Annotated in this window: 19 protein-coding genes; 10 read left to right on the top strand and 9 right to left on the bottom strand. The window is 67.9% G+C overall.

Annotated features, from left to right (window positions below):
- Positions 1-83 precede the first annotated feature (83 nt).
- The 4 genes from FK268_RS09545 (at position 84) to FK268_RS09530 (ending at position 4,132) form a co-directional block, all read left to right on the top strand.
- Entirely contained in the window at positions 84-503 is a 420-nt protein-coding gene (locus FK268_RS09545; RefSeq protein ID WP_051158840.1) for an ArsR/SmtB family transcription factor, read from the top strand.
- The gene (locus tag FK268_RS09540) at positions 500-2,515 is read left to right on the top strand and encodes a heavy metal translocating P-type ATPase (RefSeq protein ID WP_019201610.1); all 2,016 of its coding nucleotides are present in this window, start codon (positions 500-502) and stop codon (positions 2,513-2,515) included. Before FK268_RS09545 ends, FK268_RS09540 begins: the two co-directional genes overlap by 4 nt.
- A gap of 393 nt (positions 2,516-2,908) precedes the next feature.
- Positions 2,909-3,610 (top strand): hypothetical protein, encoded by a 702-nt coding sequence (locus tag FK268_RS09535; protein WP_019201609.1) that lies wholly within the window; start codon positions 2,909-2,911, stop codon positions 3,608-3,610.
- 129 nt (positions 3,611-3,739) lie between these two features.
- Positions 3,740-4,132, top strand: coding sequence for a hypothetical protein (locus FK268_RS09530; protein WP_068537262.1), 393 nt, complete (start codon positions 3,740-3,742; stop codon positions 4,130-4,132).
- Positions 4,133-4,154: 22 nt separating this feature from the next.
- Here FK268_RS09530 and FK268_RS09525 read toward each other — a convergent pair whose 3' ends face one another.
- The 7 genes from FK268_RS09525 to FK268_RS09495 all read right to left on the bottom strand — a co-directional run bounded on the left by FK268_RS09525 (position 4,155) and on the right by FK268_RS09495 (position 9,280).
- Complete coding sequence (locus FK268_RS09525) at positions 4,155-4,568, bottom strand: GNAT family N-acetyltransferase (protein ID WP_225536086.1); 414 nt, start codon at positions 4,566-4,568, stop codon at positions 4,155-4,157.
- Positions 4,569-4,678: 110 nt separating this feature from the next.
- Positions 4,679-6,100, bottom strand: a complete 1,422-nt coding sequence (locus tag FK268_RS09520) for an FAD-dependent oxidoreductase (protein ID WP_068526158.1) — start codon at positions 6,098-6,100, stop codon at positions 4,679-4,681.
- A 105-nt stretch (positions 6,101-6,205) separates the two neighbouring features.
- Positions 6,206-6,871: an arsenate reductase/protein-tyrosine-phosphatase family protein gene (locus tag FK268_RS09515; RefSeq protein ID WP_068526159.1), complete on the bottom strand. Its 666-nt coding sequence runs from the start codon at positions 6,869-6,871 to the stop codon at positions 6,206-6,208.
- A gap of 43 nt (positions 6,872-6,914) precedes the next feature.
- Positions 6,915-7,358: an arsenate-mycothiol transferase ArsC gene (locus FK268_RS09510; protein ID WP_068526160.1), complete on the bottom strand. Its 444-nt coding sequence runs from the start codon at positions 7,356-7,358 to the stop codon at positions 6,915-6,917.
- Complete coding sequence (gene arsB / locus FK268_RS09505) at positions 7,358-8,473, bottom strand: ACR3 family arsenite efflux transporter (protein ID WP_068526161.1); 1,116 nt, start codon at positions 8,471-8,473, stop codon at positions 7,358-7,360. Before arsB ends, FK268_RS09510 begins: the two co-directional genes overlap by 1 nt.
- Positions 8,470-8,844: an ArsR/SmtB family transcription factor gene (locus FK268_RS09500; protein ID WP_068526162.1), complete on the bottom strand. Its 375-nt coding sequence runs from the start codon at positions 8,842-8,844 to the stop codon at positions 8,470-8,472. The genes arsB and FK268_RS09500 overlap by 4 nt, the downstream gene beginning before the upstream one ends.
- A gap of 46 nt (positions 8,845-8,890) precedes the next feature.
- A complete protein-coding gene (locus FK268_RS09495; protein ID WP_068526163.1) occupies positions 8,891-9,280 on the bottom strand; it encodes a heavy metal-responsive transcriptional regulator in 390 nt (129 codons plus the stop codon).
- Positions 9,281-9,345: 65 nt separating this feature from the next.
- On the opposite strand from FK268_RS09495, the gene merA reads away from it, so the two are divergent.
- From merA to FK268_RS09480, 3 genes are read left to right on the top strand one after another with little or no spacing between them, the layout of a single operon-like run.
- Positions 9,346-10,770: a mercury(II) reductase gene (gene merA / locus FK268_RS09490; RefSeq protein WP_068526164.1), complete on the top strand. Its 1,425-nt coding sequence runs from the start codon at positions 9,346-9,348 to the stop codon at positions 10,768-10,770.
- A gap of 38 nt (positions 10,771-10,808) precedes the next feature.
- Positions 10,809-11,471, top strand: coding sequence for an organomercurial lyase MerB (gene merB, locus FK268_RS09485; RefSeq protein WP_074850279.1), 663 nt, complete (start codon positions 10,809-10,811; stop codon positions 11,469-11,471).
- Positions 11,468-11,923 carry a hypothetical protein gene (locus tag FK268_RS09480; protein WP_146433513.1) on the top strand — a complete coding sequence of 152 codons (456 nt, stop codon included), beginning with the start codon at positions 11,468-11,470 and terminating at the stop codon, positions 11,921-11,923. The genes merB and FK268_RS09480 overlap by 4 nt, the downstream gene beginning before the upstream one ends.
- A 168-nt stretch (positions 11,924-12,091) precedes the next feature.
- Here FK268_RS09480 and FK268_RS09475 read toward each other — a convergent pair whose 3' ends face one another.
- The gene (locus tag FK268_RS09475; RefSeq protein ID WP_068526166.1) at positions 12,092-12,553 is read right to left on the bottom strand and encodes an ArsI/CadI family heavy metal resistance metalloenzyme; all 462 of its coding nucleotides are present in this window, start codon (positions 12,551-12,553) and stop codon (positions 12,092-12,094) included.
- A gap of 95 nt (positions 12,554-12,648) precedes the next feature.
- Between FK268_RS09475 and FK268_RS09470 the strand changes: the two genes are divergently transcribed.
- The 3 genes from FK268_RS09470 (at position 12,649) to FK268_RS09460 (ending at position 14,298) form a co-directional block, all read left to right on the top strand.
- Positions 12,649-13,002, top strand: coding sequence for an Rv2640c family ArsR-like transcriptional regulator (locus tag FK268_RS09470; protein WP_068526167.1), 354 nt, complete (start codon positions 12,649-12,651; stop codon positions 13,000-13,002).
- A gap of 364 nt (positions 13,003-13,366) precedes the next feature.
- Positions 13,367-13,678: an AbrB/MazE/SpoVT family DNA-binding domain-containing protein gene (locus FK268_RS09465; RefSeq protein ID WP_126195753.1), complete on the top strand. Its 312-nt coding sequence runs from the start codon at positions 13,367-13,369 to the stop codon at positions 13,676-13,678.
- The gene (locus tag FK268_RS09460; RefSeq protein ID WP_068526169.1) at positions 13,675-14,298 is read left to right on the top strand and encodes a hypothetical protein; all 624 of its coding nucleotides are present in this window, start codon (positions 13,675-13,677) and stop codon (positions 14,296-14,298) included. Before FK268_RS09465 ends, FK268_RS09460 begins: the two co-directional genes overlap by 4 nt.
- Here the strand turns inward: FK268_RS09460 and FK268_RS09455 are convergent.
- Entirely contained in the window at positions 14,273-15,325 is a 1,053-nt protein-coding gene (locus FK268_RS09455; protein ID WP_019201595.1) for a hypothetical protein, read from the bottom strand. The two genes, FK268_RS09460 and FK268_RS09455, sit on opposite strands and share 26 nt — an antisense overlap.
- Between the last annotated feature and the right edge of the window lie 226 nt (positions 15,326-15,551).

The following is a 15,551-nucleotide window of genomic DNA, read 5'->3' as shown; positions in this document are numbered from 1 at the left end:
CCAACACCGCTCACGGCCACCGATCGGCGGCCTGTTCCTCGCGAGAACTCGATTACACCACAGAATACCGCTATCATCGTCGTATGACGATGAATGAGTGTTCGGTGGCGACGGGCGCGCAGCTCGATCCCGCGGTCGCGTTGTTCCACAGCCTCTCCGACGGGACCCGGCTGGCGATCGCGACGCGGCTTGCCCACGGTGGCGAGGCCCGGGTGGCGGACCTGATGGCCGAGCTGGGCCTGGCGCAGTCGACGGTGTCGGCGCACGTGGCGTGCCTGCGGGACTGCGGTCTGGTGCAGGGCCGCCCGCAGGGGCGGCAGGTGTTCTACAGCCTCGCCCGCCCGGAGCTGATGGACCTGCTCGCGGCGGCGGAGACGCTGCTCGCGGCGACCGGCAACGCGGTCGCGTTGTGCCCGAACTACGGCACCGACAGCGCCACCTGCTGCAGCCCGGACGCTGTGACGACCGAGGAGGCTTCGGCGGCGAAGGTGGTGCGGCGATGAGTGACGCGTGCGGCTGCGGGCACGACGAGCCCGCCGGCGAGGACGAGCAGGCTCCCGGGCAGTGGTGGCAGGTGCGGGAATTGCAGGCCGCCGCGGCCGCGGCGGTGTTCCTACTCGCCGCATACATCGTCGGGTGGGCCGGCGGCCCGCAGCGCCTGTCACTGGTGCTGGAGTGGATCGCGCTGCTGATCGGGGCGTGGACTTTCGTGCCGTCCACGCTGCGGCGCCTGGCCCAGGGCAAGATCGGCGTCGGGATACTGATGACGATCGCCGCCGTCGGCGCGGTGATCCTCGGCGAGGTCGGCGAGGCGGCGATGCTCGCCGTGCTGTTCGCCATCAGCGAGGGCCTCGAGGAGTACGCCGTCTCACGGACCCGCCGCGGCCTGCGGGCGCTGCTCAACCTCGTCCCCGACACCGCGACCGTCCTGCGCGACGGCACCCCGGCCACCATCTCCCCGGCCGAGCTGGCGGTCGGAGACCGGATGCTGGTCAAGCCCGGCGAGCGGATCGCCACCGACGGCGTGATCCGCGACGGCCGCACCGCCCTGGACGTCTCGGCGATCACCGGCGAATCCGTGCCCGTCGAGGCCGGACCCGGCGACGAGGTGTTCGCCGGGACGATCAACGGCACCGGCGCCCTCACGGTCGAAGTCACCACCACCGCGGAGAACAACTCGCTGGCCAAGATCGTGCAGATCGTCGAGGCCGAACAGTCCCGCAAGGGCGACGCACAACGCCTCGCCGACACCATCGCCAAGCCCCTGGTCCCGGCGATCATGATCTTCGCCGCCGCGATCGCGATCCTCGGGTCCCTGCTCGGTGACCCCGCAACGTGGATCGAACGGGCCCTGGTCGTGCTGGTCGCCGCCTCCCCCTGCGCACTGGCGATCTCCGTCCCCGTCACCGTCGTCGCCGCGATCGGCGCCGCCAGCAAGATCGGCGTCCTGGTCAAGGGCGGCGCCGCCCTCGAGGCCCTCGGCCGGGTGCGGACGGTCGCCCTCGACAAGACCGGCACCCTGACCGCGAACCGCCCCGCCGTCGTCGACATCGCCACCATCACCGACCCGGCCACCGACCCGGCCGGCCCCTCCGTCGAGGCGAGCGACCTCGGCTCGGGCGTCCGGTCGCCGGAACAGGACCGGGTGCTCGCCGTCGCCGCGGCGCTCGAAGCCCACAGTGAACATCCCCTCGCCCGGGCGATCCTCACCGCCAATGGCGACCGCATACCGGCGGCGGTCGATGTGCAGGCCGTCCCCGGGGCCGGGCTGACCGGGCTCGTCGACGGGCGGCCCGCCCGGCTCGGCCGGCCCGGCTGGATCGACCCGGGCCCACTTGCAGCGCGGGTCGCGGCCATGCAAGCCGGCGGCGCCACCGCGGTCCTCGTCGAAGACGACGGGCAGGTCATCGGGGCGGTCGCCGTCCGCGACGAGCTGCGTCCTGAAGCCCGCGAGGTCATCGATCACCTGCACCGCGGCGGCGCCACCGTCGCGATGCTCACCGGCGACAACACCGCCACCGCCACCGCCCTGGCGAAGATCGCCGGGATCGACGACGTACACGCCGACCTGCGGCCCGAGGACAAGGCCCGGATCATCGGCGAGCTCCGCAAAGACCGGTTCACCGCGATGGTCGGCGACGGCGTCAACGACGCCCCCGCCCTCGCCACCGCGGACCTCGGCATCGCCATGGGCGCCATGGGCTCGGACGTCGCGATCGAAACTGCCGACATCGCGCTCATGGGTGAGGACCTACGGACCCTGCCGCAGGCCCTCGATCACGCCCGCCGGGCCCGGAACATCATGCTGCAGAACGTGGCCCTGTCCCTCGGGCTGATCGCGATCCTCATCCCGCTCGCACTGTTCGGCGTCCTCGGCCTCGCCGCCGTCGTCGCCGTCCACGAACTCGCCGAGATCGTCGTCATCGCCAACGGCGTCCGCGCCGGCCGCGTCACCGCGCTCCCGCCGGCTCCCCCAGCAACGAGCCGGCGGCCGACGATTCAGCAAGCGGTGTAGCGCCACGCCACGGGCCTCCGCGCGGGTACTGGGGCGGGATCAGTGCGGTCTGCGGGCGGTGCGGCTTGCGTTCGCGGACTCAGGTCCGGGCGGGTGAGCTGCTCGGTGTCCTTCGGGATTTCAGGGGACACCGAGGAAGGACAGTCGCTTGTGCTCGGTGCTCTGCTCGCCGTCACCGAAACATGCGCGGCTCGGTCCGTTCGTTTGGGTTCGAGGGATGTCCCTGGTATTTCGCGCGCGCATTTCGCACACCGCTCCTACCAAGCGGCGGGCCACCGTCGAGCAACCTCCGAATTGGTTACTGGCACGCTTGTACCAATGTCCCGGAGATCAGATCGCAACCGCACCCCTCGCCCGAAGCCCGCGCCCGCACCGCTGGATCACACACCGCTGATGACGGCATTGCGGCAGGTGGAGATCGCCGTCGCCGGGTTCAACCGCGAGGCCGCGCGGATCGAGAGCGAGTACGGCATCGCCATCTGTCCCGAGCGGGTCGTCAACACTCCCGAGACCACTGGCCTGGCACACTACATCGAGGTCGCGATCGGCATCGTCGCACGTAAGCTTCCCGTGGCGGTGTATGGGTCGGACGGCCGGCGCTGGACCGGCGCCCGGTCTCCGCGGCAGGTGTTCGCGCTGTACGAGGCGGCCGGCGACAACACCGCTGACTACCTGACGCAGATGGCTCTCAACGTCGAGCGGATCAAGGCCAAGAAGGACGACCTCGACCGCAGCCTCAAGAGGAAGTGCCTGCGGCCGAAGACGAACGGGAAACCGTGTCAGATGCGGCCGCTGTATCAGGCCGGAGTGGGCCACCAGGACGGGTTCGGTTGCTGGCGCCATGCCACCGACGACGAGAAGCTCGAGCTGGAGAAGTCGCGTATCGCCATCGAGACCAAGACCGGTTGTCCGGGGTGCAAGGCCGGGCCTGGCGAGGCGTGCTTGATCCCCACCGAGGACGGCCTCACTCCCGCCCAGGCCGGCCTGACGATGGTCGACGGCGAGTGGCCCCGTGTGCGGGTTCTCGGTGGAGCCGAGATCCACGTCCCGCGGATCGAACTGATCCATCCTCGCGTCCTCGAGCCCGCCGAGTAGATCCGCCAAGGACGGCACGCGAACCCCAGGCCCAAAATCATGGGCGCACCCGGCAGCGGCGCCCCAAATCAACTCCGCCTAGCGTTCGGGACAGTGAGCCTGACCCTATACCCCTATACGAGGAGTCCCATGACGGATGAACCGGATGTCCAGCAGCCGCCCGACGGCAACGATCCACCGTCGGAGACGGTGGATGAGCTCACGGACGGTATGCGCGGCCGGTGGGTGGTGGCCTCGCAGGGATCAACGCACCTGTGGGACCTGGATGCGTTGACGTACACGCGTCGTCCCGGCCCCGCCAGCCCGTCTGGGGCGTTCGACTACGACGGCATCGCGCACCGGATCACAAGGGTCACCCGCTGGCCGCGTGTCGGTGACCAGTCACTGGTCTGGTTCGACGATCCCGCGAGCCCCTTCGACACCGAGCAGTTCCGCCGCTCGTCGGCGATCGTGTCGATCACCCGCGCCCCAGAGCTGGCGGATGAAGAACCAGACGGTTCTGAAGTCGGTGACGCCGGCTGAGTCCGGTAGGTGTAGGCGGCAGTCAGCTGCGTCGTTCGATGAGGACGACGTCGCGCCAGCGGCCGTCGCGTTGGCCGATGCGTTCGCGGGTGCCGACGGTGCGGAATCCGGCGCGCCGGTGCAGGGCGAGGCTGGCGTGGTTCTCGGGGAAGATCCCGGTCTGGATGGTCCACACCCCGGCAGCGTCGGCGGACTGGATGAGGGCCTGCAACAGCGCGGCTCCGATGCCCTGCCCGGCGTGGCCGGAGTCGACGTAGACGCTGTGCTCGATGACGCCGGCGTAGACGCAGCGCCCCGAGACGGGCGCCGCTGCAACCCACCCGGCGACCTGCCCACCTGGGGCGAGGGCGACGACGCGGTGCTCAGGTAGGTGTCGTTGGTCGAAGTCCGTCCAGCCGGGTGCGGCGGTTTCGAAGGTGGCGTTGCCGGTGTCCATGCCGGCTTGGTAAATCGCGAGGACCTGTGGCCCATGCTCGGGCCGCATCACAACGATCGCCGGGTCCGCCGCTCGTGCGGCGGACCCGGTTGAGTCGTGGGGGCTGGTGGTCACCTGTTCAGGCTAAGGACGCTGCGCTGATGGTGCAGCTGGTGCTCGCGGACCCAGTTCTGGGCGGCGACCTGCACGGCGTCCCACGGGGACCCGAGGGGCGGGGTGTAGGACAGGTCGAGCTCGGAGAGGGCGTCGACGCTCATGCCGTGGTGCAGGGCGGTGGCGTAGGTGTCGACGCGCTTGGAGATCTCGGCCGTGCGGTGCCCGATGAGCTGGGCACCGAGTAGTGCGCCGGTGTTCTGGTCGCCGGTGATCCGGATGCTGATGGGGGTGGCACCCGGGTAGTAGGCCTTGTGATCGTCCGGTGTGGAGGTCGTCGACACCGGCACCCAGCCGCGGTCGGCGGCAAGGGCTTCGGTCTCTTTGAGGCCGGTGCGGGCGGCGACGAGGTCGAAGATCTTCACGACCTGGGTGCCGAGGGAGCCGGTGTAGCGGGCGGTGCCGCCGAGGGCGTTCTCGCCGGCGACGCGGCCCTGCTTGTGCGCGGTGGTGCCGAGCGGGAGCCAGGTGATGCCGAGCTGGCGGTGGTGGGTGTGCACGGCGTCGCCGGCGGCGAAGACGTCGGACAGATTGGTGCGCATCTGCTCGTCGACGGCGATCGTGTTCTTGATGCCGAGCTGCGCGCCCGCTGCGGCAGCGAGGTCGGTGTCGGGGCGCACGCCCACGACGACGAGCACGAGATCGGCGGTGAGGTGATCGCTCTGGCCGTCACTGCTGGTGGTGACGGTCAGGGCGCCGGTGTCGGTGCGGTCGACCGCGGTGACCAGGGTGTGGGTGCGGACGTCGACCCGGTTGCGGACCAGTTCATCGTGGACGAGGGCGCCGAGTTCGGGTTCGACAGTGGGGAGCACCTCAGGGAGGGCTTCGATCTGGGTGACGGTGATGCCGCGGGCAGTGAGACCTTCGGCCATTTCCAGGCCGATGTAGCCGGCGCCGATGATGATCGCGGTCTTCGGGTCCTTCGTGGTGAGGGTGTTCATCACGGCGAAGGTGTCGCCCATCGAGTGCAGCAGGTGCACGCCGTCAGCGGGGCCGAGGTGGTCGAGGCCGGTGATCGGCGGCCGCACGGACACAGCGCCGGTGCCGATGACGAGGACGTCGTAGTCGAGGTCCCGGGCGGCGCCGTCCGGGCCGGTGACGGTCAGGCGGTGTCCGGCCGGATCGATCGCGGTAGCTCTGGTGTCGGTGTGCACGGTCATGCCGGTGGCGGCGAGGTCGGCGGCGGTGCGGTGGGCGAGGTTGCTCCAGTGGGTGACCTCGCCGGAGACGTAGTACGGGATGCCGCAGATGGAGAAGTTCGGGTAGGCGTCGGCGACGACCACGGTGACCTCGCTGGTGGGGTCGAGTTCGCGGGCCCGCAGGGCGGCGGAGATCCCGGCGTCCGATCCGCCGATGGCGATGATCTTGCGTGCAGACATGGGGTGTCGGTTCCCTTCCAAGAACAGGCAAATGAGGTGTGAGCAGGCACAGCGGCACTGACGGCGGTGAGCGGGGCCGTCGAGCACGTCGATCAAAGGGGTGGGTCAGGTGATCGTGGGATGGAGCTCGGCGAGGAGGTCTTTGACGCGGCGGTCGAGGTCGTCACGGATCAGGCGGACGGTCTCGATGGGGTGGTTGTCGGGGTCGGCGACCTGCCAGTCCAGGTACCGCTTGCCCGGGTAGACCGGGCAGGCGTCGCCGCAGCCCATGGAGATCACCACGTCCGCGGCCGCGACCACGTCGTCGGTGAGAGGCTTGGGAAACTCAGCGGCCAGGTCGAGCCCGACCTCGGTCATGGCCTGCTCGACGATCGGGTTGATCACCGCAGCAGGCAGCGACCCGGCGGAGCGTACGTGCACCGCCCCGGCCGCGTGGTGTGTCAGGAGCGCGGCAGCCATCTGCGAGCGGCCCGCGTTGTGGACGCAGATGAACAGCACCTCGGGCACGGTCTTGGTGCTCGCACCGGTCGACTGCGCCAGGGCGGCGAGACGCTCGGCGGCGAACCGGCCGGCGAGAGTCACCAGGTGAGTGTGGATGCGGGCGGTGCGCCGCAGCGCGGTGTAGGACTCGAAGACGACCCGTTCGACGGTCTGCTCGGAGACGATCCCGCGGTACTGGGCGGCGAGCCGCTCCGCGGTCCGCGCCAGCAGGGCCTGGGGCATCAGCAGTTCCGGTGTTCCGGCCGACTCGGTCGTGGCGTTGGCGTTCATCCGACTTTCTCCCGCTTCTCGGGCTTCCCGGCCTGCTCGGTCGCTACCGGGTGGTGAGTTCGGCTGCCAGCGCGGTGACGCGGGCGGCGATGTCGTCGCGCACGAGGCGCATCCGCTCGATCCCGTCGATGCCCCGCTCCGACGGCTCGTCGGTATCCCAGTTGACCAACGCGACACCGTCCGGGGTGTCGACGACGGCTTCCCGGCCGAGAGTGACCACCAGGTCCACCCGGGCGAGCAGCGCCGGGTCGATCGGTTTCGGGGTCTCGCCGGTGATGTCGACACCGACCTCAGCCAGCGACTCGGCGGACAGGCCGTTGACCACGGAGCCGGGCTTGGTGCCGGCCGAGTGCACCTCGACGGCATCGCCGACGGTCTTGCGCATCAGGCCGGCGGCCATCTGGGACTTGCCGCCGTTCTTCACGCACACGAACAACACGCTCGGCGTGGCCGATTCGGTGTCGGCGGTGATCGTATTGTCGGACATCAGTTCACACTCCTGGACGGATCCGCGGTCGCGGCGGTGGAGGACGGGGTCAGCGGGAAGCGCTTGCGCAGGGCCAGCGAGACATAGACCAGGCCGACCAGGACGGGGACCTCGATGAGCGGCCCGACGACGCCCGCGAGGGCTTGGCCGGAGGTGGCGCCGTAGGTGGCGATCGCGACGGCGATGGCGAGCTCGAAGTTGTTGCCGGCGGCGGTAAACGCGAGCGTGGTGGTGCGCTCGTAGCCGAGTCCCATGACGGCGCCGAGCAGGTACCCGCCGCCCCACATCACGGCGAAGTACACCAGCAGCGGCAGGGCGATACGGGCGACGTCCCACGGGCGGGAGGTGATCTGCTCGCCCTGCAGGGCGAACAGGATGACGATGGTGAACAGCAGCCCGTAGAGGGCACATGGTCCGATCCGGGGGAGGAACTTCGTTTCGTACCAGTCGCGGCCCTTGGTCTTCTCTCCGATTCGGCGGGAGAGGTAGCCGGCGAGGAGCGGGATGCCGAGGAAGATCAGCACGGATTTGGCGATCTGCCAGGGCGAGGTGCTGATGGTGGTCTGTTCGAGGCCGAGCCAGCCGGGCAGGATCGAGAGGTAGAACCAGCCGAGGACGGCGAACATGATCACCTGGAACACCGAGTTCAGCGCCACGAGGACGGCTGCGGCTTCGCGGTCGCCGCAGGCGAGGTCGTTCCAGATGATCACCATGGCGATGCACCGGGCGAGGCCGACGATGATTAGGCCGGTGCGGTACTCGGGCAGGTCGGGCAGGAAGATCCAGGCGAGTGCGAACATCAGCGCCGGGCCCAGGATCCAGTTCAGGAAGAGGGAGCCGAGCAGGAGCTTGCGGTCGCCGGTGACGGTGTCGAGGCGGTCGTAGCGGACCTTCGCCAGCACCGGGTACATCATGATCAACAGGCCCAGGGCGATCGGCAGCGAGACACCGTCGACCTGGATCTTCTCCAGCGCGGTGTTCAGCCCGGGGATCATCCGGCCGAGCAGCAGGCCGGCGACCATGGCGACACCGATCCACACCGGCAGGAACCGGTCGAGGGTGGAGAGCTTGCCGACGACCGGCTGATGCTCAGTCGTCGGGGCGGGGCTGGTCACGAAAGAACCTCCAACGAGATGGCGGGGTCACCGGACTGCAGGATCCCGGCGAGCGAGGACAGGACTTCGGGGATGACGCGGTAGTACACCCACGAGGCGCGGCGCTCGGACTCGAGCAGGCCTGCGGTCTTGAGGACCTTGAGGTGGTGCGAGATCGTCGGTTGCGAGACGTCCACCGCCGGCGAGATGTCACACACGCAAGCCTCGCCTCCCTCGTGGCTGGCGATCAGGCTGAACAGGCGCAGCCGGACCGGGTCGGCCAGGGCCTTGAACACCGCCGCGAGGTCGACGGACTGCCCCTCCGACAGAGGCTCACGGACCAGCGGTGAGCACCGCACGGTCACATCGGTCAACGGAATCGAATTCGACACACATCAATATTGACAGATATCGATGTTGGACACAAGCGTGTCTGGGTTATAGGTAGCGACAGATATCTTCGCTAGCGCACGACTTCGGATCGGTGTGTTCGGCAGCTTGGCGTAGGTGGGTGATGTTGTCGCGCAGTGCGATCAGTTCCGCGATCTGTTGATCGAGGTGGTGGATCGACCTGTCTAGCTGGTCGCGTACGTGATCACATGGGGCTTGGCCGGTGCCGCGTATGTCGATGATTCTTTTGACTTGCGCGAGAGTGAGTGCCGCCGCCTGCCCCCTCTTGATGAATTGCACGATGCCGATGGCGTCGGGGGTGTAGTTGCGGTATCCACCGGCGGTACGTCCCGGTTCAGGGAGGAGCCCCGCTTCCTCGTAGTACCGCAGCGTCGATGGCGTGGCGCCAGATTTGCGGGCGAGTTCTCCGATCCGCATCGGGTCCTCCCTGTCCGGATTCTGGGCTTGACCTTCAAGGGTACTGGAGGGTTGATGATGGTGACATGAGTGAAGAGTTTGATCTTGCGATCGTTGGTTCGGGTGCTGCAGCGATGGCGGCGGCGATCCGCGCAACAGCCATGGGCAAGTCCGTGGTGATGATCGAGCGAGGCACTTTCGGCGGCACCTGTGTGAATACCGGTTGCGTGCCGTCGAAGGCGTTGATCGCCGCGGCGCAGGCACAGCACACGGTCTCTGATGCTGGCCGGTTCCCGGGGGTCGGTGCGACCGCCGTGCCGGTAGATATGGCCGCCCTGGCGGCGGGGACACGGCGCTTGGCAGAGTCGATGCGGTCAGAGAAGTACGTTGCCGTTGCGGACTCGTACGGCTGGCGCCGCGTCCAGGGTGCGGCCGCGTTCGCGGGAACGCGGGCAGCGCCATCGCTGGTGGTCACAGCTCCCGATGGGACTACCGAGACGATAATTGCTCGACGGTACTTGGTGGCAACAGGGGCCCAACCGTCGATTCCGTCGATTCCCGGACTCAATCTGGTCGACTACCTGACGTCGACGACCGCGATGGAGTTGACCGCAGTCCCGGAATCACTCCTAGTGATCGGCGGCGGGTTCATCGCGCTCGAGCAGGCGCAACTCTTCGCGCGACTGGGGGCGAAGGTAACCGTTTTGGTGCGGTCCAGGATCGCTTCGGCCGAAGATGCTGACGTCGCAGATGCTCTCCTGGAAGCGCTCGCTGACGAGCACATCGAGGTAGTGCAGCTCGCGACCGCGACCTCGGTCGACACCGAGGCGGGTGAGGTCGTCGTGACCGCCTCCAGCCCTGGTGGACAAGGCGACTTCCGTGCGGCGAAGCTGCTCGTCGCGACGGGCAGAACCCCGAATACTAGAGGTTTGAATCTGGAGACGGTTGGAGTCGACACGAGCACCAGCGGCGCGATCCTCGTGTCGAATCAGCTCAGAACATCAAACCCGCGTGTGTGGGCAGCGGGCGATGTGACCGGCCATCCCGAGTTCGTCTATGTCGCAGCCGCGCAAGGCACAACGGTCGCCGACAACATGTTCGGACAGACCCCGCGGTCGTTGGACTACACGCACCTGCCGCGCGTGATGTTCACCAGTCCGGCAATCGGGAGCGTCGGTATGACCGAGACGCAGGCCCTCGCAAGCGGAATCCGGTACACGAGCTCGCTTCTTCCGCTCACTCACGTACCCCGGGCCCAAGTTGACCGAGATACCCGAGGCTTCATCAAGCTCATCGCAGACTCCGATAGTCATCGAGTCCTCGGAATTTCGGCGGTCGCGAATAGTGCCGGCGAGATCGCCGCCGCTGGGGTCTACATCCTCGAAGCAAGGATGACCGTCGAGCAGGTCGCCCGGACATGGGCGCCCTACCTGACCATGGCCGAGGGCATCAAAATCGCCGCACAATCCTTCAGCACCGACATCGCCCAGCTCTCCTGCTGCGCTTCCTAATTCCTGATTCCACCGATCCGCAAGCGAAGTCCCAGACAATGACCAATCCACTCGATCGACTCATCACCCCCGAGGGGTCCGGCCTCGATCCGGCAGTCCTGGTTCCCCTACTCAGGCTCCTCTCCAAGGGAAACCCCGTCAGCGTAGAGGACTTAGCAGCTGCGGCCGGACTGTCGGAACCCGATGTACGGGAACGACTCCAATCCGTTTCCGACACCGAATACGACGATCGCGACCAAATAGTCGGGCAAGGACTGACCCTCCGTCCGACCCCGCATCGGTTCACCGTCGCAGGTCACGAACTGTTCACGTGGTGCGCACTCGACACCCTGATCTTCCCCACACTCCTAAACCAGTCAGCCACCATCGAGTCGACCTCACCCGCGAGCGGTCAAACGATCAGAATCTCTGTCACGGCAGACACCGTGACCAGCATCGAACCCGACACCGCAGTGCTATCGCTCGTCGACCCCGATGACCTCAGCTCGCTTCGAACGTCGTTCTGCAACCAAGTGCACTTCTTCGCCTCCCCACACGATGCCCAAACGTGGACGCGCGAAAATCCCGGCAACCAACTCCTCGACATCACCCACGCGCACGCCCTCGGGAAAGCTCTCGCTGAACAAGCGCTCATCAGCCCGGACACAGCCCGACAGGCCGGATGCTGCTCGCCGGATCAGCACGAAGGAACCGCCCAATGACCAACACAGTGAAATCGCCCCTCGCACGCAGGACAAGAGAGATCGGCCGATGGGGCACCGCCGCCCGGACAGTGATCGGTGCCGCTTTCGTGGGAGCCGGGATCATCATCGGACCTTCCACAATCGACCTCATCATCGCGGTCGCACTGGTCCCTGCCGCGATCACCCTCGCGGTTGTACTTCGGGGTCGTGATTCGGCACCACTGCGGGTCACAGGCGCGTGGGCCATGGCCACTAACACGCTGGTCTTCTTCGCGTTCTTCGCGCTCACCCCGCCGGCGGCAGCAACGTTCTACGGGCTTTCCATGCTGCTCGCCGCTAGCCGCGGGCTCGCAGCCTGCGAAGTGATGGCGGCATCGAACGTGATCCTCAACCGAAACGACCAAGTCGGTTGCCCTGTCTTTGCCCCGATCGACCGCATCGAGGGATTCCACCCACGCGACTGCGCCTAACCGCAGATGCCTCTCCTCCAGCGCAGCCTCCGCCCAGGGGGACGCCGACCGCGAGAACCAGCCGGTACAGCGCAGTGCGGCCCGCTACTGCGTTTCGCGCCAGCGCTCTCTGGTAACCGCGTCGATGGCCGCCACCCGAAGCGGTGACGGCCATCGATCGAGGGCGGACTAGCAGCAGTTCGCCGCCGCAGGGGTGCAGCACGCGGCCGGCGTCGCTTCGGAGTCCTCGGCTGTCGTCGCCGGAGTGTGTCCGCCGTCGAAGGTCTCGGCGTCAGCGAGGACGGTGTAGACCTCCCAACGCTCGGCGTCGGGGGCGGTGACCCAGACCTTGTCCTGGGTGGCGAAGCAACAGGTGGCGCCGATCTCCTCCTCGGTGAACAGCTGCTCCTCGGTGAGGCGGGCGATCTCAGCGTGCACCTTGTCGCTGGAGTCCACCTCGACGCCGAGATGGTTGATGCTGCCGCCCTGGCCGGGGTTCTCCAGCAGGACCAGCTTGAGCGCCGGGTCGGCGACGGCGAAGTTGGCGTAACCGGGCTTGACCTTCGCCGGGCCCGTGCCGAACAGCTTGGTGTAGAACGCGATCGACTGATCGAGGTCATCGACATTGAGGGCGAGCTGGACGCGGGACATGAGAACCTCCGAGGCTTCGACATACATCTAACTGTTGCTCGTTCAGTTCTAGACCACGCTTTGACATATGTCAACGAGTAGGTAGATTGAAGCGTATGCCCAAGACGCTCCCCGTCGTCGACATCAGCGCCCCGATCTGCTGTGCTCCGCTGGCCGCCGGCGTGATGGACGAGGCCGCGGCACTCGAGCTCGCCCTGCGCCTCAAGGCCCTCGCCGACCCGGCCCGGATCCAGCTGATCTCGATCCTCATGGCCGCACGTCCAGGCGAAATCAGCACCGGCGACCTCGCCGACACGGTGGGCCTGTCGTCGGCGACCGTCAGTCACCACCTGAGCCAGCTCAAGAAGGCCGGCCTCGTCAGCTCCGAGCGGCGCGGGATCAACGTCTTCTACCGGGCCGAACCTGACTCCCTTGAAGCGCTCCGGGCCGTCCTGGCCACGTGCTGCTAGCGCGAACGCGCCTCTCGCGCGCAGGTAGTGGCTGCACGACACCGTCGCGAGGCTCCCCGGCACAGCACCAGCACGATCGCCTGCGGCAGGATCGACACGCGTGGACCACATCGAGCAGCAGCTAGAGCAACAGCTCCGCGAACGCGGCATCCCCCTCACTGCGGCTGAGTTCCTCCGCGCCGTCCTCGAAGCCCTCGACGACGGCGCTTCCGTGCCTTAGCGGGACAGCGGTCGGCACGAGGAACATGCGCTGTAATCCGCAGTACCAGTGACTGTTCGGTCCTTGACTGCTAAAATCAGCAGTATGCTTCCCACGGGTCCCCGGACGATCGACAGCTTCCGCCGGATCACCATCCCAGCGAAGGTGGCGAAGGCGTCCGGAGTGCGGCAGCCTTCGTGGGTCCGGATCGGTGTCGTCGCCGACCAGAGGATCGTCGAGATCATTCCCACTCGCGGCCCGCGCGGGACGAAGCCGTCCGTACGAGGTAACCCGGATCGTCCGCGGCGGCTGCGGACGTCGCGACAGATCGCGCTGCCGGCGGCGGTCCTCGACTCGGTCGGTCTGGACATTGGGAGCGTCGTGGCGTTCCTGGCCCTGGAGGACCGCATTCATCTGTTCGCCGCGTCGCGGGTCATCGCGCCGGAGCCCGCGCCCGTGGGAGAGGAAGACCAGTGACGGCGCGGCGACGTACCCGGTCAATCCACGCAGAGGCGGGTCAGCTCCCCCTGTTCGACGTCCCTGCCGTCGCGCCGGCGGATCTGGTCGACGCGGCCGTGGTCGCGGCTGCGGAGCTCGTCCTCGATAGCTCGGTGTCGGTGTTGCCGCGGACCGAACTGTCGGGGCTTCGCGGGTATCCGGTGGTCCGATGGTCGTCGACCGTCGCCGAACGGATGTCGTCCGGGGCGGGACCGATGCTCGACGCGCAGGTCCTCGAGCTGTGGGAGATGTGCCCGGCGGAGGGCGCGGGGGCGCCGCCGGCGGCGCCGTTGAGCATCGTCGGGTTCGTCGCCACCGGGCAGTGGAAGAGGGCCCTGTATGTCGCCAGTGAGCTTCGCGGGTTCGGCGAGACCGTGGTGCTGACCGAGCGGCGGCCCACGGCGCTGAGCTTGACGGCGGCGGACCTCGCCGACGTGAGCGTGGTGCATACCTCTCACGCCGGCGAGGAACTACTGGTGCGGGGATCGAAGGTTGCCGATCCTCCGCGGATCGTCGCGGTGCGGTACTGGGAGGAGCGGCTATTCGCTCACGCCCTCGCGACAGGGGTGCCGATCACGCCGCAGCCGGCTCCGGCGTAGCGCCGATCCAGGCGGACAGGGCGCGTTTGCGCTTCCAGTCCCCGCCGGTGAGCTTCTCGATCTCGATGTTGCTCTCGTGGGCGGCCTCGCACATCGCCGTCCACGCCTGCGGGCCGTTGTGGGCGGCGATAGCGGTGGCCAAACCGCGACCGAGCATCGCGACCGCGGAGACCGAATGCGAGAACGCTGCTGCCTTCGGGATGTCAGCCGTGCGGATCCAGGTCAGGTCCCGTCCACCGCAGAGTGCGCAGTCGCAGCACCACGCGGCGTGGGACTTGTCCTTGAGGTAATGCCGCTCGAACGCGGTCAGCGACGTGTACGCGAGAAGCTCCGGGAGGATGAACGACACCGACCCGCTGGTGCCGCCCCCGCCGATGTCGGGGTAGATGTGCCGGTAGGTGGTCGATGACCCCATCGCCGCGCCTGCGGCGCCGTACGCCAGCGCCCCCAACCCCGCCGTGTCACTGCGCAGGAGCAGCACCGGGACATCTGCGGTGAGGACGTGCACCAGCCCGGTCACGACGTTGGTCCGGTCGAACGGGTCGTCGGTGTCTTCGACCATCAACGCCACGGGGATGCCGTGCGCGTTGATCTCAGACCGGAGCGAATCGGCGGCGTGCGAAAGCCACCAGCTCGCGATCGGCAGCGCCGCAATCACCTGTCCACCGAAGCGGGCCGCCGTCTTCAGGGTGGTCCGCAGCCCAGCGGTGTCGCCCTTGGCCACATAGCCGGAATCGGTCAATGCCCACGTCAGGCCCGCGCTACGTTGCACGGTGATCCAGTCGCGGGTCGGCTCCGCCGTCGCCACCTTCCGCTGCCGGCCGCTGTAGAGGTTCGCGTCGAGCAGCAACGCTGCTTCGGGGCACTTCTTGCGGGTCTGATCCGCCGCGGTCCTCGCCACCGCGGAGCGGTGGGTCCGGGACTGCCACGGCACGGAGTAGACCGCGCCGACACCTTCCGACGCGATCAGCGCGCGAGTCGGGTCGATCAAGGTCGTCGGGACCTGAACGAACAGGTCCGTCGACATGCCCTCGAGCCGGTGCTGCCCGACCTGGATGGGCCGGGCACCTCCAGCCCGTTCAGTGCTGGTGGTATCGGTTGTGCGATCAGAGTCGCGACTGTCGTTTGGCTATGTCAAGTTGATCTGGCCCCGGTAGGGCGGTTTCATTCGGCCCCACCTGAGTGGGGCCCTGAGCCGCTAGAGTCCGGGGTGTGGATGGGCGGCCGCGGGTGCGCAGTGTGGTTGCGCCGAC

The sequence above is a fragment of the Tsukamurella sputi genome, from assembly GCF_007858445.1.
GTDB lineage: Bacteria > Actinomycetota > Actinomycetes > Mycobacteriales > Mycobacteriaceae > Tsukamurella > Tsukamurella sputi.
This window is presented reverse-complemented; position numbering and strand designations above follow the sequence as displayed.